Origin of the sequence: Burkholderia sp. IT-111MI5, from assembly GCF_949752865.1 — a bacterium.
In the GTDB taxonomy this organism is placed as follows: Bacteria; Pseudomonadota; Gammaproteobacteria; order Burkholderiales; family Burkholderiaceae; genus Burkholderia; species Burkholderia pyrrocinia_C.
The window spans coordinates 76,108-97,836 of record NZ_CATKIF010000011.1 but is presented as its reverse complement, the minus strand read 5'-3'; the positions used below and the strand labels follow the sequence as shown (position 1 = coordinate 97,836).

Annotated in this window: 17 protein-coding genes; 7 read left to right on the top strand and 10 right to left on the bottom strand. The window is 68.6% G+C overall.

Going from position 1 to position 21,729, the window contains the following annotated elements:
* Positions 1–260: 260 nt before the first annotated feature.
* Together ACM6JT_RS08640 and ACM6JT_RS08635 are read right to left on the bottom strand one after the other, a co-directional pair.
* A complete protein-coding gene (locus ACM6JT_RS08640) occupies positions 261–1,814 on the bottom strand; it encodes a trypsin-like peptidase domain-containing protein (RefSeq protein WP_175747779.1) in 1,554 nt (517 codons plus the stop codon).
* A gap of 215 nt (positions 1,815–2,029) precedes the next feature.
* Positions 2,030–3,502 carry a PLP-dependent aminotransferase family protein gene (locus ACM6JT_RS08635; protein ID WP_034180225.1) on the bottom strand — a complete coding sequence of 491 codons (1,473 nt, stop codon included), beginning with the start codon at positions 3,500–3,502 and terminating at the stop codon, positions 2,030–2,032.
* Positions 3,503–3,669: 167 nt separating this feature from the next.
* Here ACM6JT_RS08635 and ACM6JT_RS08630 point away from each other — a divergent pair, with 167 nt between their 5' ends.
* Positions 3,670–4,872 (top strand): GNAT family N-acetyltransferase, encoded by a 1,203-nt coding sequence (locus tag ACM6JT_RS08630; RefSeq protein WP_414856280.1) that lies wholly within the window; start codon positions 3,670–3,672, stop codon positions 4,870–4,872.
* Between the two features lie 24 nt (positions 4,873–4,896).
* On the opposite strand, the gene ACM6JT_RS08625 is transcribed toward ACM6JT_RS08630, so the two are convergent.
* On the bottom strand, positions 4,897–5,382 hold the full coding sequence (locus tag ACM6JT_RS08625; RefSeq protein ID WP_105392412.1) for a DUF3331 domain-containing protein: 486 nt from the start codon (positions 5,380–5,382) through the stop codon (positions 4,897–4,899).
* A 232-nt stretch (positions 5,383–5,614) separates the two neighbouring features.
* On the opposite strand from ACM6JT_RS08625, the gene ACM6JT_RS08620 reads away from it, so the two are divergent.
* The 5 genes from ACM6JT_RS08620 (at position 5,615) to ACM6JT_RS08600 (ending at position 11,899) form a co-directional block, all read left to right on the top strand.
* Positions 5,615–6,352: a GNAT family N-acetyltransferase gene (locus ACM6JT_RS08620; RefSeq protein ID WP_414856279.1), complete on the top strand. Its 738-nt coding sequence runs from the start codon at positions 5,615–5,617 to the stop codon at positions 6,350–6,352.
* Between the two features lie 345 nt (positions 6,353–6,697).
* Positions 6,698–7,762, top strand: coding sequence for a 2,3-butanediol dehydrogenase (locus tag ACM6JT_RS08615; protein ID WP_414856728.1), 1,065 nt, complete (start codon positions 6,698–6,700; stop codon positions 7,760–7,762).
* Between the two features lie 444 nt (positions 7,763–8,206).
* On the top strand, positions 8,207–10,144 hold the full coding sequence (locus ACM6JT_RS08610) for an ATP-binding protein (protein WP_414856277.1): 1,938 nt from the start codon (positions 8,207–8,209) through the stop codon (positions 10,142–10,144).
* Between the two features lie 142 nt (positions 10,145–10,286).
* Positions 10,287–10,943, top strand: a complete 657-nt coding sequence (locus ACM6JT_RS08605) for a VC0807 family protein (protein WP_414856276.1) — start codon at positions 10,287–10,289, stop codon at positions 10,941–10,943.
* An 89-nt stretch (positions 10,944–11,032) separates the two neighbouring features.
* Positions 11,033–11,899, top strand: a complete 867-nt coding sequence (locus ACM6JT_RS08600) for a lysostaphin resistance A-like protein (RefSeq protein WP_414856275.1) — start codon at positions 11,033–11,035, stop codon at positions 11,897–11,899.
* A gap of 36 nt (positions 11,900–11,935) precedes the next feature.
* On the opposite strand, the gene ACM6JT_RS08595 is transcribed toward ACM6JT_RS08600, so the two are convergent.
* The 5 genes from ACM6JT_RS08595 to ACM6JT_RS08575 all read right to left on the bottom strand — a co-directional run bounded on the left by ACM6JT_RS08595 (position 11,936) and on the right by ACM6JT_RS08575 (position 17,695).
* Complete coding sequence (locus ACM6JT_RS08595; RefSeq protein WP_414856274.1) at positions 11,936–12,916, bottom strand: aldo/keto reductase; 981 nt, start codon at positions 12,914–12,916, stop codon at positions 11,936–11,938.
* Between the two features lie 192 nt (positions 12,917–13,108).
* Entirely contained in the window at positions 13,109–13,780 is a 672-nt protein-coding gene (locus tag ACM6JT_RS08590; RefSeq protein WP_034180232.1) for a MarC family protein, read from the bottom strand.
* A gap of 127 nt (positions 13,781–13,907) precedes the next feature.
* The gene (locus tag ACM6JT_RS08585) at positions 13,908–14,708 is read right to left on the bottom strand and encodes an enoyl-CoA hydratase-related protein (protein WP_414856273.1); all 801 of its coding nucleotides are present in this window, start codon (positions 14,706–14,708) and stop codon (positions 13,908–13,910) included.
* 38 nt (positions 14,709–14,746) lie between these two features.
* Positions 14,747–16,069 carry a phenylacetate--CoA ligase PaaK gene (gene paaK, locus ACM6JT_RS08580; RefSeq protein WP_105392383.1) on the bottom strand — a complete coding sequence of 441 codons (1,323 nt, stop codon included), beginning with the start codon at positions 16,067–16,069 and terminating at the stop codon, positions 14,747–14,749.
* A gap of 69 nt (positions 16,070–16,138) precedes the next feature.
* Positions 16,139–17,695 (bottom strand): 3-hydroxyacyl-CoA dehydrogenase, encoded by a 1,557-nt coding sequence (locus ACM6JT_RS08575; RefSeq protein WP_414856272.1) that lies wholly within the window; start codon positions 17,693–17,695, stop codon positions 16,139–16,141.
* Between the two features lie 550 nt (positions 17,696–18,245).
* Between ACM6JT_RS08575 and ACM6JT_RS08570 the strand changes: the two genes are divergently transcribed.
* Positions 18,246–19,334: a calcium:proton antiporter gene (locus ACM6JT_RS08570; protein WP_414856271.1), complete on the top strand. Its 1,089-nt coding sequence runs from the start codon at positions 18,246–18,248 to the stop codon at positions 19,332–19,334.
* Positions 19,335–19,561: 227 nt separating this feature from the next.
* Here ACM6JT_RS08570 and ACM6JT_RS08565 read toward each other — a convergent pair whose 3' ends face one another.
* Together ACM6JT_RS08565 and ACM6JT_RS08560 are read right to left on the bottom strand one after the other, a co-directional pair.
* Complete coding sequence (locus tag ACM6JT_RS08565) at positions 19,562–20,470, bottom strand: LysR substrate-binding domain-containing protein (RefSeq protein ID WP_034180237.1); 909 nt, start codon at positions 20,468–20,470, stop codon at positions 19,562–19,564.
* A gap of 101 nt (positions 20,471–20,571) precedes the next feature.
* Positions 20,572–21,540, bottom strand: a complete 969-nt coding sequence (locus ACM6JT_RS08560) for a LysR family transcriptional regulator (RefSeq protein WP_034180238.1) — start codon at positions 21,538–21,540, stop codon at positions 20,572–20,574.
* Positions 21,541–21,729: the final 189 nt, after the last annotated feature.

The following is a 21,729-nucleotide window of genomic DNA, read 5'->3' as shown; positions in this document are numbered from 1 at the left end:
AATGGCCGTTTGGGAGAATGCAGACCGTCCGCTCCGGGTCGGCAAGCGACATCCACTGAATTCCACGAAGCCCCCCCCAAAAACCCCCGAACAAGTCGGGGGCGCATGGATGCCGGCGCGATATGCCTCTACCAGCCCCTGCGCCTGCATACAACTACGATAAAGAACGCCGCTTTCATGCGGGATGGCTCCTGAACGCCTGGCCGTCTGCCAGCGATACTGGACGATGGCAGGCGCACGATGCCAGCCACGTCACCCCCCTACCGCACCCGCACCGACACAAACTTCCTCGCGTTATTACGCTGGATCAGCAGCGCGATCACGGTGCCGTTCGCTTCGAGCGACTGCACGTCGTCCGGCGTCTCGAGCAGCGTGTCGTTGATCTCGAGCACGACGTCTCCCGGCTGGATGCCCGCCCTCGCTGCCGGGCCGTGCACCGCGTCCACCATCATCCCGACCGCGAGCCCCGTCGAGCGGCGCTCGTCGTCGCTCAGCGCATGCATCGTCAGCCCGAGGCGATCGCCGCCTTCGCCCGCCCCCGGCCGTGCAGCGGCCTTCGGCGCAATCATGCCGACTGTCGTGCCCACGCTGCCGGCCGCGTCGTCGGCGCCCGTGATCGTCAGCATCACCGGCGCGCGCTTGCGAATCACCCGCAGCGACGCCTTCTCGCCGGGTGACAGCGCGGCGGCCAGGTCGTTCAGTTCGGCCGAGCGGCCGATCGCCTTGTCGCCCAGCTTCACGATCACGTCGCCGGGCTTCACGCCGGCCGCGGCGGCCGGCGAGCCGGGCGCGACGCCGTTGACGAGCGCGCCCGCCGGACGCGGCAGCCCGAACGCCGCGGCCAGCCCGATGCCGACATCCTGCACGTCGACGCCGAACGCGTTGACTGACGGCGCGCCCTGCGCCGGCGCCTGAGCCTGCGCCTGTTGCGCCTGCATCTGCGTCTGTAGCTGCGCACGCACCTTTGCCGCGAACGCGATCGGGATCGCGAACGTCATGCTCGCGTAGCGGTCGGCGCCCGTATAGACCTGCACCGCAATGCCGATCACATCGCCCGCGCGATTGAACACGGGGCCGCCCGAGTTGTCGGGATTCGGCGCGATATCGGTTTCGAAAAACGGAAACGCGCTGCCGTCCGGCAGCCGGTGCGACGTCGCGCTGACGATGCCGGCCGTGACCGTATTGCCCGATCCGTCCGGCGCACCGATCGTCATCACCGGCTCACCCGCACGCACCTTCGCCGAATCGCCGATGCGCACGAACGGCAGCTTCGTTGCGTTGACACGCAGCACGGCGACGTCGCTTTGCGGATCGACGGCCAGCACCGTCGCCTTGAATTCGCGGCGGTCGGTGAGCCGCACCGTCACGTCGGTCGCATCGTCGACCACGTGCGCGGACGTCAGGATCAGGCCGTCGGCGCTGACGATGAAGCCTGAGCCGCTGCCCGATACCGCGCGCAGCGCCGTGTCGGGCGGCGGCGCCTGCGATCCCTGCGCGGGCGCGGGCGCGCCGCGCCGGAAGAACGCGGCGAGCGGATCGTCGGGATCGAGAATCGCGAAGGACGGCCCGCCGGCCTGCTGGTCGGGCGCGGCGGTCATGATGGTCACGACCGCCGGGCCGTAGCGGTCGACGATCGCCGGAAAATCGACCGGCATCGCGTAAGGCGCGGCGGCCGGCCTTTCCTTCATGGCAGGTTTGACGGGCGGTGCGAGGGTCCCCGCAATGGCGGCTGGCGGCGGTAGCAAGAAACCGGCAAATACGCCCCCGATCAACGCGGTGCGAAGCACGGCGCGAGCAAGCGTCTGGCGAACCACGGTGCACCTCCCCCGGCAGTCGCGGCGCCGACTTGCGCGAGACGCGCAGGCACCCGACAAGCACCGGTACACGCATCCATTTATAGTCCACGCGGCCCGATGGAACATACGAATCAAAACCCGCATGCCGGGTGATTCAGCGGCCGCGGAGCCGCGACGGCGTTCGTTTCGAACAAAGCGCGCGATTCGTCAATCCGCACAAGTCCGGCGACCGTTCAATCCCCGCCGACCCGCTCCGCGATCGCCGACAACGTCCGCAACATCGGCTCGAACGCATCGGCCGACGTATTGCCGAAGCCGAGCACGAGCCCGTTGGCCGCCGACTCCGCATGAATCGAAAAACCCGACAGCGGAAACGGGCCGATGCCATGCGCGCGCGCCGCGTCGACGATCGCGCGGTCGCGGTAGCGCGCGGGCAGCCGCAGCGCGAGATGCAAACCGCACGGCCCGCCCTCGACCTGGTGCGGCACGCTCAGGCTGCCGCCGAGCGCGGCGAGCAGCAACCGCCGCCGGTCGCGATACAGCCGGCGCATCCGCCCCAGATGCCGGCCGTACTCGCCTGTCTCGATGAAATCGGCCAGCGCGAGTTGCACGTGGCGCGTCCCGCCGCGCAGCATCTCCGGCAACACCGTCCGCACCGCGGCCAGCAGCGCCTCGGGCAGCACCAGAAAGCCGATCCGCAGCGCCGGAAACATCGTCTTGCTGAACGAGCCGAGGTAGACCACCGGCGAATCGGGCGCGAGCCCGTGCATCGCGCCGATCGGCTCGCCGGTGTGGCGGAATTCGCTGTCGTAGTCGTCCTCGATGATCCACGCGCGATGCCGGCGCGCGGCATCGATCAGCGCGAGCCGCCGCGAGATCGACAGCACGGCGCCGGTCGGGAACTGGTTCGACGGCGTCGTATAGACGAGGCGCGGCGTCCGCTCGCGCCAGTCGTCCTCTTCCGCGCGCAGCCCTTCGGCGTCGACCGGCATCGGCACGACATCGAGGTCGGCTGCCTGCATCGCGGTGCGCGCGCCGCGATAGCCGGGCTCCTCGACCCACACCGTCTCGCCCGGGTTCGTCAGCAACTGCGCGCACAGCGCAATCGCGCCCTGCGCGCCTTCGGTGATCACGATCTGCTCGGGATCGCAGCGCACGCCGCGCGTCACGGCCAGGTGCCGCGCGATCGATTCGCGCAGCGCGCGTTCGCCGAGCGGATCTCCATAGGCGAGCAGGTCACGGGCGGCGCGGCGCAGCGCGCGGTCGATCGCGTGCCGCCACGCGTCTACCGGGAAATGCGATAGCGCGGGCACGCCCGGCCGGAAGCCCTCCGATTCGCCGCTGCCGACGAGGCTCGGGCGAATCCGGCCGAGCCGCTGCGCGACGGCCGGCGGCGCGGCACGCCGGCGCGGCGGCGCCGGCCGCGACAGCCCGACCACGCGCGTGCCGCGGCGGTCGGACTGCAGGAAGCCTTCGGCGACGAGCTGCTCGTAGACGGCGGCCGTCGTATTGCGCGACACGCCGAGCGTCTCGGCCAGCGCGCGCGTGCCGGGCAGCCGCGTGCCGGCGGGCATCGCACCGCCGAGAATCGCGTCGCGCACGCGGCGCAGCAACTGGCGCTGCAGCGAAGGCGCGCCCGGCGTGCGCGCCAGCGGCGCGTCGAGCGGCAGTAACGGAGAGTCGCCGGAAGGAAAGGCAGTCGTCATCGGAACATCGCAGCGTGAAAGTGTCGGAGCACGGCGCACGGCTAGTGGCGCCCGTGGCGTGGCACCATAAATTTGCCGATCTGTGGCGCTTTTCATGGTACCTCGTCACGACTACGATCGTCTGCATGCCGGCATGTCGCCGGCCGCCAACCGAAGCGAGATCGACCTTGTCCACGCTCACCAACGCCTTCCAGCAACCCATCGGCCACCCCGTTCCCGACTGGTCCGCGCGCCCGCGCCCCGAGCGCATCGTGCTCGAGGGCCGCTACTGCCGGCTCGAACCGCTCGACGCCGAGCGTCACGCGGCCGACCTGTACGCCGCCTACGCGCAGGCGCCCGACGGCAGCGACTGGACCTATCTCGCGCACGGGCCGTACACGGACGAGTCGGGCTACCGCGACTACGCGCGCGGCGCGCAGGCAAGCGCCGATCCGCTGCACTACACGGTGATCGACGTTGCCACGGGCCGCGCGGTCGGCACGCTCGCGCTGATGCGCATCGATCCGGCCAACGGCGTGATCGAGGTCGGCTCCGTCACGTTCTCGCCGCTGCTCAAGCACACGCCCGTGTCGACCGAAGCGCAGTACCTGCTGATGAAGTATGCGTTCGACACGCTCGGCTACCGGCGCTACGAATGGAAGTGCGACGACCTGAACGCGCCCTCGCGCAAGGCGGCCGCGCGGCTCGGCTTCCGCTACGAAGGCACGTTCCGGCAGGCGATCGTCTACAAGGGCCGCAGTCGCGACACCGCGTGGTATTCGATCGTCGACGGCGAATGGCCGGCTGTACGCGCCGCGTTCGACGCGTGGCTCGCGCCGGAGAACTTCGACGCACAGGGCGAGCAGCGCCGGTCGCTCACCGCGATCCGCCACGCGCAGGCGAACGCGCGCGACGCGGCCGCCCGCGCGAACGACGCGACGCGCGTCACGGTGCGCCCGCTCGTCGCCGCCGACGAAGCTGCGTGGCGCCCGCTGTGGCAGGGTTATCAGAAGTTCTACGACACCGCGCTGAGCGATGCCGTGTTCGCGACGACGTGGGCGCGCCTGATGGATCCCGCCGAGCCGATGTTCGTGCTCGGTGCATTCGACGCATCGGGCGCGCTGGTCGGGATCGTGCATTCGATCTACCACCGCTCGTGCTGGACCGAAGGGCCGTACTGCTACCTGCAGGACCTGTACACGGCGCCCGACGCACGCGGGCAAGGCGCGGGCGGCGCGCTGATCGAGGCCGTGTACGAACGCGCCCGCGAAGCCGGCGCGAGCCGCGTGTACTGGCTCACGCATGAAACCAACACGACCGCGCGCGCGCTGTACGACAGGCTCGCGAACAATGCCGGGTTCATCCAGTACCGGCACGATCTGAAGAAGTAGCGCGGCGCAGCGGCCGGCCGGCGTTCAGTCGAGAACGTCGGCCGGATCCCGCGCAGTGTCGTCCTCGGGCGCAACGTCCGCCCGCGCCGCGCCAGCCGCGCACGGCAGCGACGCCGGGCAGATCATCTCGTCGCCATTCGCGGGCACGGGCCGCCGCACCGGCCGGAACACCGGCTCGCCGGGCTCGATCGACCGCCCCGAGATCGCACAGCGGCCCGGCTGCAACGCGACACGCAGGCGCCAGCGCTGCTCGCCGTAATGGCAACGGCCGCTCTCGACCCAGCGAATCAGCAACCCGTCATCGCCAGCCTCCAGCACCGTGACGAACAGTTGCGGGCGCAACGGCGACATCGCGGCCGCGGCATGCCCCCGAACCGGCGCGCGGCCGATCGTCACGAGCGGATGCCCGACGCCGCCGCCGTGCAGTGGCATCGCATCGTGTTCGCCAGATGCCGGCGCTTCGCACGACACATCTTCTTCGCAGATCGGGCTTTCCATGGTGTTCGGCATGCTTGAAGGATTGACGTGCAGGTTGAACGGCACCGGCGCCAGTCCGATCGCCGCGCCGGCGACGGCGGCCGCGATCGGACTGGCGCACATGATACAAATTGAAGTTAACTTCAAGTAAAGGGAAAGTTGCGCAACGATGCGTTTCGCCGATCGCTGCAATGGGCCGGCGCGACAGCGACGGCATCCTGATCTAAGCTGTCGGCTTCGCCCCGACGCCGCCGCGTACATACGCATGCCGACTGCCTCCCCCGCTGACGCCACGCTTCCGCTCGACTCGGTCTGGTCGACCTTCCTCCACCGCAAGGCCGCCGTGCGCACCTTCATCGCCGGGTACTGCGCCGCGCGCGACCGGCGCGACGCGCCGCTGCACGACAGCCCGGACGGCCACGTCGTACAGTTCGATGGCGGCATGGGCCGGCCTTTCGAGCATTTCATGATCGAGGGCGCGCCCGTGTGCAGCGACGGCCCGTTCGCCGTCGGCGCATGGATCACGCGCTATGGCGCCGCACCGCTGCCGCCCGCGCTGCAAGGCAGGACGCGCCGGCTGTCGGACGAGCATTTCATGGCCGCCGATATCGGCGTGCTGTCCGGCGATGACGCCCTCGCGAAAGCACTCGCCTGTCGCGCGTCGAGCGACATCGACGCGTTCAATGCGAGCGCCCCATTTCCGCCGTTCCAGCCGAATCCGGCCGCGTTCCTGTTCGCGCACCGGCTGGACGAGCAAATCGCGGCCACCGCGCGCTACGGCTTCGCGTCGGCGCGCGATATCGTCGTCGACCGGGTCGGGACGGCGGACGCATACCGGCGCCGTGGCCTCGCAATGCAGTTGCTCGCCGCGATCGTCGCGCACGCGCGCCAACGTGGCGCGCGGCGTGTGTGGCTCGTGTCGACCGAGGCCGGTCAGCCGCTGTACCGCGCCGCCGGATTCACGCCGCTCGCGCCGGTCGCGGTGGACGAAGTCGTCGCCTGAGCGCGCTTCGAATCGCACCAACGCCGTTCGTCTCGCGATTCGTCTCATTTCGCTGAGACGAACGTCCCGGCGTCTCACCCGGCCCGCGACTGCGCAACCGCAGCAAATTCACGCACGGACTCTCGTCATATCGCTTCCTGAGAAGCGTATAGCGCAATAGTGCGTCGCACACTTCCGCCCCTGCCCGACCACCCCGCACCGCACCGATTCACGCTGGCCCCGTTCCTGCATACCGTTCGATCGCGCAATCGCGCGACGGGCGCACCGGCAGCGACGCCTCACGCCCGACGACAACCTGACGGAGACAGCAACGTGAGTACACCGGCACCGACTACCGCCCGCAGCATGAAAGCCGCCGTCTGGCGCGGCCGCCACGACATCCGCGTCGAAGAGGTTCCCGTTCCGGAGCGCCCGCCGGCCGGCTGGGTCACGATTCGCGTGCACTGGTGCGGCATCTGCGGCTCCGATCTGCACGAATACGTCGCGGGCCCCGTGTTCATCCCGGTCGATGCGCCGCATCCGCTGACGGGATTGAAGGGCCAGTGCATCCTCGGCCACGAGTTCAGCGGCGAGATCGCCGAACTCGGCGCGGGCGTGACGGGCTTCGCGGTCGGCGACCGCGTGACGGCCGACGCGTGCCAGCATTGCGGCACCTGCTGGTATTGCAGGCACGGGCTGTACAACATCTGCGAAAACCTCGCGTTCACCGGGCTGATGAACAACGGCGCGTTCGCCGAATACGTGAACGTGCCGGCCGAGCTGCTGTACAAGCTGCCCGACAACTTCCCGACCGAAGCCGGCGCGCTGATCGAACCGCTCGCGGTCGGGCTGCACGCGGTGAAGAAGGCCGGCAACATCGTCGGGCAGACCGTCGTCGTGGTCGGCGCGGGCACGATCGGCCTGTGCACGATCATGTGCGCGAAGGCCGCCGGCGCCGGGCGCGTGATCGCGCTCGAAATGTCGGCCGCGCGCAAGCAGAAGGCGCTGGAAGTCGGCGCGAGCATCGTCATCGATCCGAAGACGTCCGACGCGATCGCGGAAGTCAAGGCGCTGACGGGCGGCTACGGCGCCGACGTGTCGTTCGAGTGCATCGGGCACACGGCCACCGCGAAACTGGCGATCGACGTGATCCGCAAGGCCGGCAAGTCGGTGATGGTCGGCATCTTCGAGGAACCGACGTCGTTCAACTTCTTCGACATCGTGTCGACCGAGAAGGAAGTGATCGGCTCGCTCGCGTACAACGGCGAATTCGCGGACGTGATCCGCTTCATCGCGGACGGCCGCATCGACGTGCAGCCGCTCATCACCGGACGCATCGCGCTCGGCGACATCGTCACGCAAGGCTTCGAAGAACTGGTCAACCACAAGGACCGGAACGTGAAAATCATCGTCCAGCCTGCCGTCGCCTGACGGCGCACGCGGCCGCGGCAACGATTCGTGCCGCGGCACGCGTGCCGTTGTTCCTCCCGCAAGAGTCGCCCCGGACATGGGCGACGCAAACGTTTGCCGAACGATTCCCCTCCAGCGCCCTCTTCCCTGCTGTCGTCATCCGAAGCGATTTCAAGCCGTTCTCCGGCCATACACGGCGATTCAAAACATTCGCAATCCAAACCATTAGCCGCAACACCCCACCCGTCGAACCAGAGATCAGGGTTTCCCCCGAGTCAAGCACGATTCATCCGGTGTCGACAGGAAGGTGGCGCAAGGCGATCCTGTGCAACGCGCGATCCGGCATCCCGGTCAGGATCGTTGCCGCCGCGTGACGGCGAAATACCTGTTGAACCTCACGGCGCAACGGCGCCGACAGGCCGAGAACCCGGGCCTACCCGGGATAGCTTGCAAACATGACGCGTCATGAATATGTCATTTAATCGGGAATATGCAAACAACGGTCGATCGCTGACGATCCAGCAGAAGACGCATATCGGCTTCGCGCTCGTCACCACGCTGCTGGCCTTGCTGTGCGGCACGATCGTCTGGGGAAGTTTCCGGCAATACCGGCAGGAAAACGCCGACCTGCAAGGCTTCGAATTAATCCACGGCGCGATGGTCGCGGCCAACATGATCTCGGCCGAGCGCGGCCCGACGAACGACCTGCTGGTACGCCTGCAGCACGACGAAGCGACGGAAGTGCGCAACCTGCTCGCCGCGCGTGCGCGATCCGACGAGGCGCTCGAACACTTTCGCGCCGGCATCGGGCAGGCGAGCGCACTCGACGATCGCAAGCGCGGCAACCTGCTGCACGCGCTCGACGCGATCCGGGTCACGCTCGCCGACGCACGCGCGGAAGTCGACGCGCTCGACGCACGGCCGCTCGCGTCACGGACCGTTCACGATATCCAGCACGCGCAGGCGCACCTGTTCCGGGCCGTCGACACGGTTTCGTTACTGATCGACGGCGCGATGACCGATACGGCAATGCGCGACCCGCACACGTCGGGCGCGATCCTGCTGGCGCGGCTGCTGAGCGACCTCCGGGAATACGCGGGGCGCACGGGTTCGCTGCTCATTGCCCCGATGTTCGCGCGGCAGCCGCTCGACCGCGCGCAGTTCGCGGACATCATGCGGATGCGCGGACGCATCGAGCAATTGCGCGCATTGGTCGACGGCGCGATCGGCGCGCAGCTCGACGATGTCGACGTGGCGCGCGAGTATGCACAGCTGAACGCGGCGTTCGACACTCATCTTCTCCCGCTCGTCGACACGATCGTCGCGAACGGCCAGACTGGCGCCTACACGATGAGCGCCGCCGATTTTTCCAGGACGATCGTCCCGTACTTCCGGCCGTGCGAACTGCTGCGCGACCGTGTCATCGACGTTGCCCGGCGTCGTGTCATTTCGGACCGGAACACGGCCCGGATCAAGGTTGCGATGTCGGCGTTCGCGACGGCGCTCAGCATCGCGATCCTGTTCTCGCTCGCGCGCGGCACGCAGCGGCTGCTGTCGAAGCCGCTCGATACGCTCGGCCGCCGGATCATCGCGCTCAGCAACGGCGATACGGCTCACGTCGCGATGCCGCGCGGAATCGCGCCCGAGATCACCCGCATTCATCAAGCGCTGGAGACCTTGCGCAACGCTTACGTACGCCGCGACATGCTCGAGCGCCAGCGCAACGACATGCTGACGCTGTTCTCGCACGACATGCGCGCGCCGCTGACGTCGCTGATCATCCTGATCGCCACGCAGGAACAGCATGCGGACGACGCGCAGAAGAAGCGGCAGTTCGCGAGAATCGGCAAACTCGTGCGGCACACGCTGGCGATGGCCGACGGTTTCGCTCAGCTGTCGCGTGCGGAGGCCAGCGAATACGAGCGCGTGCCGGTCAACCTCGCCGACCTGATGAACGAGGCGCGCGACGCGGTCTGGCCGCACGCGCACCAGAAGCTCATTTCGATGGACGACGTGCCGCGCCGCGACGACGCGATCGTGCTCGGCGACCCGGCCCTGCTGTCGCGCGCGCTGATCAACCTGCTGGACAACGCGATCAAGTACAGCGCATCGCTGACGAGCGTCGAATGCCGGGTCGAGCCGAGCGCCGACGGCAAGACCGTGCGCTGCACGATTCGCGACAGCGGATGCGGGATCAGCAGCACGGACCAGACGCGGCTGTTCGAGCGCTACCGGCGCTTTCGCACCGCAGGACAACCGGAAACCGGCGGCGTCGGGCTCGGCATGGCGTTCGTCAAGGCGGTCGTCGAACGGCACGCAGGCGAGATCCACGTGCATAGCGTCGTGCGGCACGGCACCACGGTCACGATCACGCTGCCGGCAGCCCCAATGCGTGATGCGTGACCAACGCGCCGGCGGCGAACGGCCGTTGCAACACCGCAGCCCGGCGCGATTCTTCGATATACTGGACCGAACCCTTTTCAGGGCAGCCGCGGGCAACCACGCCCGTCGCGCGTTCGCCCCAACCTGCGTGGAATTGCGTACCGTGAAACCGCGAGCCGGCCTGATTCTCGAACTCTTCGTCAACCTGCTGCTGCCCTGGGTCGCGTACCGGGTCGCGCATCCGTATTTCGGCGAAACCGGCGCGCTTTACGCGTCGGCGGTTCCGCCGATCATCTGGTCGATTGTCGAATTCGTCCGCTCGCGCCGCGTCGACGCGGTGGCGGCTATCGTGCTGCTCGGCATCGCGCTGTCGATCGCCGGAATGGCGTTCGGCGGCAGCCCGCGCACGCTGCTGATGCGCGAGTCGCTCGCGTCGGGCACGATCGGCATCGTGTTCCTGCTGTCCCTGTTCCGCGAACGTCCGCTGATCTTCTATCTGGCCCGCGCCACCGTGGCGCGGGAAATGGCCGGCGGCGCCGCGCACTTCGAATCGGTCTGGGCAGCACAGCCGGGGCTGCGGCAGATGCTCCGCCGGATGACCTTCGTATGGGGCGCCTTCATGACGCTGGAGATGCTGCTGCGCTGCTGGATGGTCGTGACCTGGCCCGTCGAGCGCGTGCTGGTCGTGTCGCCGATCATGGGCTACACCGTGTTCGGCTGTCTGCTGATGTGGACATTCTGGTACCGGCGGCGGATGCGCGTGCGCAACAGCGTCGACATCCCGACCCGCGACGGCGTCACCGAGGTCGCCGGCCGCTGACGGCCGACCGGCCGGCGCCGGCCCGGCGGCATGTCGCCGCGCCTGCTGTATGATGCGCGGCGTCTTGTCCGACCTATGCGTTTCCTGTCATGTCCCTTTCGCTCCTTCCGTGCGCCACGATCTGGCTCGCCCTGTTCGCGGCCGCCGCACTCGTGTGGTATCGCCCGCAGCACGGCCTGAGCCTCATTCTGGCCGTGCTCGGCTATGCCGGCGCGCTGGCGTTCGGCAAGCTCGAACCGGTCGCGCTGGCGCCGCTAGCGCTGCTGGCCGCGGCCGCGTGGGGCGTGTCACCCGCGCGCCCGCTCGCGGTGCGGATCGCCGCGCACGCGGTATTTGCCGCGCTCGCGATCGCGCTGAGCCTGCACCTGATCCCCGGTTTCCACAATCCGCTCGTGATCGCCCCGACGCGCTTCACGCCGGACGCCGTGCCGTTCACGATGTACCTGAATCTCGACAAGCCGCTGGTCGGCCTGTGGCTGCTGTGGGTGCTGCCGTGGGTCGCACCCGATGTCACGCTGCCGCGCGCGCTGCGCACGGGCGCGGTGGCGGCCGTCGCGACGGCCGCCGCATGCCTGGCCGGCGCGCTCGCGTTCGGGATGGTCGGCTGGGCGCCCAAATGGCCGGCGTCGGGCTGGCTGTGGCTCGTGAACAACCTGCTGCTCGTGACGCTCGCCGAGGAAGCGCTGTTCCGCGGCTACGTGCAAGGCGGGCTGACGCGCGCGCTCCGCGCGTCCGCATGGGGCCCGTGGGCCGCGCTCGCGATCGGCGCAGTACTGTTCGGCGCCGCGCACGCGGCCGGCGGCTGGCAATGGATCGTGCTCGGCACGGCGGCGGGCGTCGGCTACGGCCTCGCGTGGCGGCGCGGCGGACTGCTCGCCTCCGCGCTCGCGCATGTGGGGCTGAACGTCGTCCACTTCGGCCTGTTCACCTACCCGATGCTCGACGCCGCGCGCTGATCCCGGCGCGCGGCGCCGCCCGGCGAGATACCGCGCTCAGTTGAACCCGGCGATCGCATGCGGCACGTACGGGCCTTCGAGCGTGGCGATCTCGTCGTCGGTCAGTTTCAATTCGAGCGCGCCGAGCGCATCGTCCAGCTGCTGCGGCTTCGAGATGCCAACGATCGGCGCGGTGACGCCGCGCTTTTGCGCGACCCATGCGAGCGCGACCTGCGCGCGCGGCACGTTGCGCGCGGCGGCAATCGCGGCGACAGCGTCGACGACCGCCTTGTCCGCATCGGCCGTCGCGTCGTACAGCCGCTGGCCGACGTCGTCCTTCTGCTGCCGTTCCGACGATTCGTCCCAGTTGCGCGTCAGGCGGCCGCGTGCGAGCGGGCTCCACGGAATCACCGCGATGCCCTCGGATTCGCACAGCGGCAGCATTTCCCGCTCTTCCTCGCGATACAGCAGGTTCAGGTGGTTCTGCATGCTGACGAAGCGGGTCCAGCCGTTCTGCTTCGACGTGTACAGCGCCTTCGCGAACTGCCACGCGAACATCGACGACGCACCGATATAGCGCGCCTTGCCGGCCTTCACGACGTCGTGCAGCGCCTCGAGCGTCTCCTCGATCGGCGTGCCGTAATCCCAGCGATGAATCTGGTAGAGGTCGACGTAATCGGTGCCGAGCCGCTTCAGGCTCTGGTCGATGTCGGTCATGATCGCCTTGCGCGACAGGCCCGCGCCGTTCGGCCCCGGCCGCATCCGGTAGAACACCTTGGTCGCGATCACGACGTCGTCGCGCTTCGTGAAATCGCGCAGCGCGCGGCCGACGATCTCCTCCGACGTGCCGTCCGAATACATGTTCGCGGTATCGAAGAAGTTGATGCCGGCTTCGACCGCCCGCTGGATGATCGGGCGGCTTTCCGCTTCCGGCAGCGTCCACGGATGCGTGCCGCGCGACGGCTCGCCGAACGTCATGCAGCCCAGCACCAGTTTCGATACTTCCAGCCCGGTCGATCCGAATTTCACGTATTCCATCGCACGCCTCGTCATTGAAGTTGAGCTTGCGGCCGGATGCGCGCCGTCATTCGGCGCGCAGGGCGCGAACGGTGCGCCGCGCATCCGCCAGACGTCGCATGTTATCCCGCACCGCGCAAACGCGCAGGGCGCGCACGCCGGCACGCCGCGCGCATCGGGCGCACGGTCGCAACGCGGAAAAGGACGGGCGGGTTACTTGACCTGGTCGGCGATCGGCTGCAGGAACGCGGAGAAGCCGGTCAACATGATCTGCACGCCGATGCACAGCAGCAGGAACGCCGACACGCGCATCGCGACCTTGGTGCCTTCGGTGCCGAGGTAGCGCGACAGCAGCGCGGCGCGGCTGTAGGTTTGCCAGATCACCACGGCGACGAGCACGGACACGGCAATCGATACGATGCTCGACAGCATGAACTCCGACAGCTTGTGCGTGCGGTTCGCATTCAGCGCGATCGCGGTCGAGATCGAGCCGGGGCCGACCGTCAGCGGCACGGTCAGCGGGAAGAACGCGCGCGTCATGATCGCGTTCGCGTCGATCGGCTTGACCGGCGTGTCGCCGCCGCCCGGCACGTCGGGCTCGTTCAGCATCTGCCAGCCCGCCACCGCGACCGCCAGGCCGCCGCCGATCCGCAGCGCCTCCATCGAGATCCCGAAGAAATGCAGCACGGGCGTGCCGGCGAAGAACGCGACCATCAGCACGATGAACGCGTTGAACGCCACCTTCCTCGCGAGCAGGTCGCGCTCGTGCTCGGTGAGCGCCTCGGTCCGCTCGAGAAACAGGAACGCGATGCCGATCGGATTGATGATGCCGATCAGGCCGGTGAAGCCGAACAGGATCTCGGAGATAAGGCGGTTGACGATCATCGGGCGAAGAATCGGTCGGGGCTGGGCCGGCAGCGTGCCGGGGGTCACGCATTGTAGAGCAAGCGCCCGCGCCCGAGACGCAAAATGCGGCCGGGCGCGCTTAGCCGTCGATCGTCGTGCTTTGCCCTTACTCGGCGCCCGCTTCCCACGCCGGCGGCCGCTTCGCGAAGAACGCGGCGAAGCCCTCCTTCGCCTCCGGCGTCGCCCGCACGCGGGAGATCGTCTGTGCGGTGAACGCCGCGCGCTCGTCCGACGGCGGATACTCGCCGATCGCGTCGAAGAAGCGCTTGATTTCCATCAGCGCGTTCGGGCCGTTGCGAGCGAGTTCGGCGAGCGTCCGTTCGAGCGCTTCGTCGAGCGCGTCGAGCGGCACGGCCTGGTGGATCAGGCCGATCGCGACGGCTTCGCCGGCGGCGAGCTGCGTCGCGGTCAGCGCGAGCCGGCGCGCCTGGCGCTGGCCGACCGCCTCGACCAGATACGGGCCGATCACGGCCGGCAGGATTCCGAAACGCGCCTCGCTCACCGAAAAGCGCGCATGGTCGCTCGCGATCACGATGTCGCAGGCCGCGCACAGGCCCACGCCGCCGCCGAACGCGTGGCCCTGCACGCGAGCCACCGTCGGCTTCGGGCACTGCCGGATCGCGCGCATCATCGCGGCGAACCGCTGCGCGTCACGCAGGTTCGCGGCCGCATCGTTCGCGCTCGCGCGCTGCATCCACTGCAGGTCGGCGCCCGCACAGAATGCGCGGCCATCCGAGCGCAGCACGATCGCGCGCACGTCGTCACGCCGGCCGAGCGCCGTGAATGCGTCGGTCAGCTCGGCGATCATCGTCTCGTCGAACGCGTTGAGCACGTCGCCGCGCTGCAGCGCAACGGTCGCGATGCCGCGCGCATCGACCGCGACGGCCAGGGTCTTCAATCCATCCATCGAACAGGTTTCCTCGGGTAGAACGGCAAACATCGGAATCAGGCGGCCTGGCGGCGGTCGATCACGCGCCGGGCCTTGCCGGTCGAGGTCGCGGGTATGCCGCCCGCCGCGAGCACCGTCACGCCGGACGACACGCCGACCATCGTCTTGATCCGGTGCTGCAACTCGCGCGCGAGCACGGCGCGATCGCTTTCGGTAACGGACGCCGCAACCTCGGAGCGCAGTTCGACCGCGATGTCGAGCCGGTCCATGTGACCGTCGCGCGACAGCGTGATCTGGAACTGGCCCGACAGCGCCGGCAGTGCGACGACGATCTCCTCGATCTGGCTCGGAAACACGTTCACGCCACGCACGATCAGCATGTCGTCGGAACGGCCGGTGATTTTCGCGAGACGGCGCATCGCGCGCGCGGTCGGCGGCAGCAGCGCTGTGAGGTCGCGCGTGCGGTAGCGGATCACCGGCATCGCTTCCTTCGTCAGCGACGTGAACACGAGCTCGCCCTGACTGCCGTCGGGCAGCACTTCGCCCGTGACGGGATCGATGATCTCCGGGTAGAAATGGTCTTCCCAGATCACCGGGCCGTCCTTCGACTCGACGCATTCGCACGCGACGCCCGGGCCCATCACTTCCGACAGTCCGTAGATGTCGAGCGCGTCGATGCCCACGCGCGTCTCCACTTCCTCGCGCAACGCCTGCGTCCACGGCTCGGCGCCGAAGATGCCGATCTTCAGCGACGACTCGGCCGGGTCCATCCCCTGCCGCACCATCTCGTCGATCAGGTTCAGCATGTACGACGGCGTGACGAGGATGATCTTCGGCTCGAAATCGCGGATCAGCTGCACCTGCTTCTCGGTCTGCCCGCCCGACATCGGCACGACCATGCAGCCGAGCCGCTCCGCGCCGTAATGAATCCCGAGGCCGCCCGTGAAGAGGCCATAGCCGAACGCGTTGTGCAGCGTGTCGCCCGGGCGGCCGCCGGCCGCGCGGATCGAACGCGCGGTCACGTTCGCCCATGTGTCGATGTCGCGCGCGGTGTAGCCGACCACGGTCGGCTTGCCCGTCGTGCCGCTCGACGCATGCACGCGCACGACCTGCTCGCGCGGCACCGCGAAGAGCCCGAACGGATAGTTGTCGCGCAAGTCGTTCTTCGTCGAGAACGGGAATTTCGCGAGATCGGCGAGCGTCTTCAGGTCGTCCGGATGCACGCCCGCCGCATCGAACGTGCGCCGATAGTGCGGGACGTTGTCGTACGCGTGGCGCAGCGACCACTTGAGGCGCTCGAGCTGCAGCGCCTGCAGTTCGTCGCGGCTGGCGGTCTCGATCGGTTCGAGGGCGGCGGCGGGATGCGTCGGGTGGGTCATCGGGGTGCTCCTCCAATGGAGTGATGTCGTTATCGTGTTCGGGGTAATCGGAGTGGCCGGGGCCGGCGGCTACGACCGGAACGTGCGGCCGGCCGCATGCAGCGCGGCGATGCGCGGCGACACGCGATAGCGGTCCTCGCCGTAGCTCGCCGCCAGGTTCGACAGCACGCGAAACACACGCCCGATGCCGATCGCATCGGCCCACGCGAGCGGGCCGCACGGGTAGTTCACGCCCTTCTCCATCGCGAGATCGAGATCGGCGGGCGAGCACACGCCCTGGTTCACCGTGTCGGCCGCCTCGTTCGCGAGCATCGCGACGGTGCGCATCGCGATCATCCCCGGCACGTCGGCCACGCCGACGACGCGAAAGCCCGCCTGCTGGAACAGACCGACCGCGTCCGCATAGGCGGCATCGCTGCACTGGAGCGCACGCGTCAGCGCGACGAGCCCGGCCTGCGCGTAATCGCGCGCGAGGTCGACGAGCACGAGATCGGCCACGCCCGTTTGCGCGGCGCGCGCGGTCGCCGTGCGGCCGTCGGTCAGCGCGATCGATGCGCGGCCGGCCGTCGCGAGCAGGTCGTCCGGATGCGCGCCGGCCGGTCGCGCGAGCGCGACGCGTTCGGCGAAGCGCGCGTGCAGCTCGGCGGCCGGGCCGTCCTGCGCGTACAGCGTGACATCCGCCGGCGCATCGCGCTGCGGCTCGAGATCGGGCGCGGGCGGCGTCGCGCCGGCCGCATACGAATAGAAGCCGCGCCCCGACTTGCGCCCGAGGAAACCCGCGTTCACGAGTTCCTGCTGGATCAGCGACGGCGTGTAGCGCGGGTCGTTGAAGTACGCGCGGAACACCGATTCGGTCACCGCGAAGTTCACGTCATGGCCGATCAGGTCCATCAACTCGAACGGCCCCATCCGGAAGCCGCCGGCCTCGCGCATCACCGCGTCGATCGACGCCGGCGCGCCGCCCTGCTCGTTCAGCACGCGCAGCGCCTCCGCGTAATACGGCCGCGCGACGCGGTTCACGATGAAGCCCGGCGTCGATTTCGCCATCACGGGTTGTTTACCCCACGCGGCCGCGGTCGCATACAGGACCTGTGCAACGTCGGGCGCGGTCGCCAGCCCGCTGACCACCTCGACGAGCGCCATCAGCGGCGCCGGGTTGAAGAAGTGCAGGCCGGCGACGCGCTGCGGCACGCGCAGCCCGGCCGCGATCGACGTGATCGAGATCGACGACGTGTTGGTCGCCAGCAGGCACGCGTCGTCGACATGGCGTTCGAGCGTCGCGAAAATGTCGCGCTTCACGTCGAGCCGTTCGGCCGCCGCCTCGACGATCAGCGCGGCGCCCGCCAGATCGGCCAGCGCGCGCACCGCGCGGATCCGGTTGCCGGCCGCGTCGGCCTGTGCCGGTTCGAGCCGCCCCTTCTCCGCGAGCCGCGCGAACTGCGCGCGGATGCCGGCCAGCGCGTTGTCGCAGGCCGCTTCGTTCAGGTCGTACAGCAGCACCGAATGGCCGGCCGCCGCCGCGACCTGTGCAATGCCCGCGCCCATCGCGCCGGCGCCGATCACGCCGACGATGGCCGACGGCGCCAGCGCGCCCGAGTTCACCGAATGTGCAGAGGAAACAGCCATCGCTTGCGATCCGTCATGAAGTGGAAGTGCGAGCGATTATAAACCGACCGGTCGGTAGATTTATGTCAGGGCGAGCCCGAATTTGTCGTGCAAGAGACCGTTACGGAAACTACAAAGACAAAAAATTGAAGAATTGGGGCACTTTTTGTAAACCGAAAGGTCAATGAAAGCATTCGAATATGAGATTGCGGCCCCCAAACGCCTGATAAAATTCGACAACTCGACGGATTTCAGGGGGAAACCGCGTGTCACGCCGCCACCGATGTCCATCGTCCGATGCCCTTCCGGGGTCGGAACCGAGCGTCCGGCCGGCGCGTCGTCACGATTATTCGCCCCGCCATCGGCGGCCAGCCGCATCGAACCGTTTCATCCAGCGACGGGCTCCGGCCCGCCCGCGCCCGTCGCCGCCTCATCGCGGCGAACTCGAGGCAGCGCCATTTCGCGCGGCCACCCTTCGGTTTCATCGTCCTCGTTCGGCGGATAGTACGGCCGGGCTTCGTCACCCCGTGACGGCGCGTCGCGCGCCGCCACTCGCATAAGGAAACCCTCCATGCCGCTCTCGTCCAACCAGCTCCCGCGCTGGACCCTCTGGGCCCCGCTTGCCGCATGGCTGGTACTCGCGCTGTCGCGCGCCGTGCCGGCCGAAGGCCTCGTCATCGCGGTGTTCGCCGCCGCACTGGCCGGCGCCGTGTTCGCCGCCGTCCACCATGCGGAAGTCGTCGCGCACCGCGTCGGCGAACCGTTCGGCACGCTCGTGCTCGCGGTTGCCGTGACCGTCATCGAAGTCGCGCTGATCGTGTCGGTGATGCTCGGCGCGGGCCCGGAGAAATCGGGCCTCGCGCGCGACACCGTGTTCGCCGCCGTGATGATCATCTGCAACGGCATCGTCGGCATCTGCCTGCTGGTCGGCGCGTGGAAGCACGGCGAACAGGACTTCCAGGGGCGCGGCGCGAGCAAGGCGCTCGCGGTGCTGGCTTCGCTGTCGGTGCTGTCGCTCGTGATGCCGAATTACCTGAACGCCGCACCGGGCCCGTTCTTTTCGAAATCGCAGCTCGCGTTCGCCGGCGTGTCGTCGCTCGTGCTGTACGGTGCATTCGTGTTCGTGCAGACCGTGCGCCACCGCGACTACTTCCTCACCGAGCACGACAGCGCGAACGAATCGGTGCACGCGGCGCCGCCGAGCAACCGAACCGCGGCGATCAGCATGCTGCTGCTGTTCGCGAGCCTCGTCGCGGTCGTGCTGCTCGCGAAGCTGCTGTCGCCGGCCGTCGAGCACGCTGTGCTGAAGCTCGGCGCGCCCGAAGCCGCGGTCGGCATCGTGATCGCCGCGCTCGTGCTGCTGCCGGAAGGCCTCGCGGCCGTCACCGCCGCGCGCGCGAACCGCCTGCAGACCAGCATGAACCTCGCGCTCGGTTCGGCGCTCGCGAGCATCGGGTTGACGATCCCGACCGTCGCGGCCGTGTTCATCTGGATCGGCCAGCCGCTCACGCTCGGCATCGGCGCGATGGAAACCGTGCTGCTGGCGCTCACCTTGCTGGTCAGCACGCTGACGCTCAGCCAGGGGCGCACGACGGTGCTGCACGGCGTCGTGCACCTGTCGCTGTTCGCCGCGTACCTGTTCCTGTCGATCACTCACTGACGCCAATCTGCGCGCGGCCCGGCGGATTGCCTCCGCCGGGCCGCGCGTTTTTTACTTCCCTTCACCGACCTTCGTCCACGTCACGCCACCGCTACCGGACCGGAATCACGAGATGCTGGCCCGCCAGGATCAGGTTCGGATTGGCGAGGTTGTTGCGGCGCTGGATTGCTTGCCATCGCGGCGCCGCAAGCTTCCGGATTGAAAACCTGTGACACGGCCCGAACGTGCTACGCCGCCGCGCCGCCCTGCTCCTGCGCGAGAAACCGCTCGACCATCGCGTTGAACACGGGCAGCGCCGGGTTGTCGTTGTCCGCCCGCCACGCGAGATACAGCTCCGCTGCGGCGTCGACGCCAGCGAGCGGCCGGAACACCACGCCGTCCACATGCAGCTCGCGCGCCGACGCCGGTACGAGCGCCGCGCCGAGCCCCGCACGCACGAGGCCGAGGATCGTATGCGTCTGCCCGACGTAATGCAGGTAGTTCGGCAGCCGCCCGGCGTTCGCGAACAGGCCGGAGATCATGTCGTGGAAATACTTCCCCTCGTTCGGCGAATACGCGATGAACGGCTGCCGGTCGAGATCGTCGGGGCCGATGCGCTCGCACGCGGCGAGCGGCGCGCCTTGCGCGACCGCGACCAGCATCGGTTCGCGCTGCACGAGCCGGTATTCGAGCGGCTGGCGCGCGGCGCGCTGGCGCACGAAACCCGCGTCGAGCATCCGCGACGCGAGCGCGTCGATCTGCACGGTCGACACCATCTCGCGCAATTCGACGTCGACGTCCGGCAGCGCGTGCGCGGCGTGCGCCAGCAGCATCGGGATCATCCGGTACGCGCTGACGGCCGTGAAGCCGAGCGTGATGCGGCCGGCCCCGCCGTGCGCGACGCGCTGCGCGGCCTGCTCGGCCCGCGCGGAGAATTCGAGGATGTGCCGCGCGTCGCGCAGGAAACGCTCGCCGGCCGCGGTCAGGCTCACCTGCCGGCTGCTGCGTTCGAGCAGCGCGATGCCGAGCGCGTGCTCGAGCAACTGGATCTGCCGGCTGAGCGGCGGCTGCGTCATGAAGAGCCGCCTGGCCGCGCGGCCGAAATGAAGCTCCTCGGCCACCGCGACGAAGCAGCGAAGCTGGTGCAGTTCAATCATCCAGATTTTGTATCGATCGATGGTCTTTCGAGGTTAGACCGATATCGATACGATTTCCATGCTCGGTTGCACCTGATGCGCGGCCGCGCCCGCCCACACCGTCAAGCGCGCTTGCGGCCGCCCGGCATCTGCTCGACCGTCAGACGGTCGAGTTCGCGCAGGTCGTTCTCCAGCGCGGGCGTGAGCGTCGTGCGCAGGTGATCGAGGAACGTGCGGATCTTCGCGTCGAGATAACGGCGCGTCGCGTAGACGGCGTACACGCTCACCGTCTGCAGCCGGTACTCGGGCAGCACGCGGATCAGCCGCCCGGCGCGGATGTCGTCGAGCACCGTATACAGTGCGACGCACGCGATCCCGCGCCCGGCGCGCACCGCGACGCACAGCGCGTCCGGCACGTTGACCTGGAACGGTGCCGGCTGCAGTTCGTAGACGGCCACTTCTTCGTCATTGCGCTCGAGCCGCCATTCGCCGGCCGGCGATGCAGGCGTATCGAGGCGCAGGCACACGTGGTTCGGCAAATCGTCGGGCGACTGCGGCGTGCCGTGCCGCGCGAGGTATTCGCGCGACGCGACGAGCACGCTGCAGCTCGTGCCGCAGGTCTGCGCGACGTAACCCGAATCGGGCAACTGCGAAGCCGTCACGATCGACACGTCGTAGCCTTCCTCGACGAGATTCGGCATCCGCTGCGCGAGCGTCAGCTCGACCGACACGTCGGGGTTGTCCTCCTGGTAGCGGACGATCGACGACACGACATGACTCTGCCCGAGCCCCGTCATCGCATGAATGCGCATCTTGCCGCTCGGCCGCAGCAGTGCGTTGCGCGCCTCCGCGTTCGCGTAGTCGATTTCCGCGAGGATCGATTTCGCGCGCTCGAAATAGCGTTCGCCGCTTTCGGTAAGGCCGAGATGGCGCGTCGTGCGATGCAGCAGGCGCGTCTGTACGTGCGCTTCGAGGTTCGATACCGCGCGGGAGACCTGCGCGGTAGTCGCGTCGATTTCCTTCGCGACCGCCGTAAAACTGCCGGCTTCGACAACGCGCACGAACAGGCGCATGTTTTCGAGCATGTCCATTGATTTGGCTTGGGGAGAGTCAGTGGGGAGGCGTCGGTGGCGCTCGCGTCAGGTGGGGAACGGAGCGCGGCCGCGAACCACGCCGAATCGATGATCACCGTGCCGGGGGAAAGGCGGGAGAGCGGGCATCGCGTACGTGGTTCTGGTATGTCGGGGATTCAGTGGGCGGAATTGTACGCCGCCGCAGAC

What these genes read in the sequence shown, in the direction of transcription:
- ACM6JT_RS08635 (WP_034180225.1), bottom strand. Translation starts at nt 3,502, where the DNA reads ATGACGACTGCCTTTCCTTCCGGCGACTCTCCGTTACTGCCGCTCGAC.
- ACM6JT_RS08625 (WP_105392412.1), bottom strand. Translation starts at nt 5,382, where the DNA reads ATGCCGAACACCATGGAAAGCCCGATCTGCGAAGAAGATGTGTCGTGC.
- ACM6JT_RS08620 (WP_414856279.1), top strand. Translation starts at nt 5,615, where the DNA reads ATGCCGACTGCCTCCCCCGCTGACGCCACGCTTCCGCTCGACTCGGTC.
- ACM6JT_RS08615 (WP_414856728.1), top strand. Translation starts at nt 6,698, where the DNA reads ATGAAAGCCGCCGTCTGGCGCGGCCGCCACGACATCCGCGTCGAAGAG.
- ACM6JT_RS08610 (WP_414856277.1), top strand. Translation starts at nt 8,207, where the DNA reads ATGAATATGTCATTTAATCGGGAATATGCAAACAACGGTCGATCGCTG.
- ACM6JT_RS08600 (WP_414856275.1), top strand. Translation starts at nt 11,033, where the DNA reads ATGTCCCTTTCGCTCCTTCCGTGCGCCACGATCTGGCTCGCCCTGTTC.
- ACM6JT_RS08595 (WP_414856274.1), bottom strand. Translation starts at nt 12,916, where the DNA reads ATGGAATACGTGAAATTCGGATCGACCGGGCTGGAAGTATCGAAACTG.
- ACM6JT_RS08590 (WP_034180232.1), bottom strand. Translation starts at nt 13,780, where the DNA reads ATGATCGTCAACCGCCTTATCTCCGAGATCCTGTTCGGCTTCACCGGC.
- ACM6JT_RS08585 (WP_414856273.1), bottom strand. Translation starts at nt 14,708, where the DNA reads ATGGATGGATTGAAGACCCTGGCCGTCGCGGTCGATGCGCGCGGCATC.
- paaK (WP_105392383.1), bottom strand. Translation starts at nt 16,069, where the DNA reads ATGACCCACCCGACGCATCCCGCCGCCGCCCTCGAACCGATCGAGACC.
- ACM6JT_RS08575 (WP_414856272.1), bottom strand. Translation starts at nt 17,695, where the DNA reads ATGGCTGTTTCCTCTGCACATTCGGTGAACTCGGGCGCGCTGGCGCCG.
- ACM6JT_RS08570 (WP_414856271.1), top strand. Translation starts at nt 18,246, where the DNA reads ATGCCGCTCTCGTCCAACCAGCTCCCGCGCTGGACCCTCTGGGCCCCG.
- ACM6JT_RS08565 (WP_034180237.1), bottom strand. Translation starts at nt 20,470, where the DNA reads ATGATTGAACTGCACCAGCTTCGCTGCTTCGTCGCGGTGGCCGAGGAG.
- ACM6JT_RS08560 (WP_034180238.1), bottom strand. Translation starts at nt 21,540, where the DNA reads ATGGACATGCTCGAAAACATGCGCCTGTTCGTGCGCGTTGTCGAAGCC.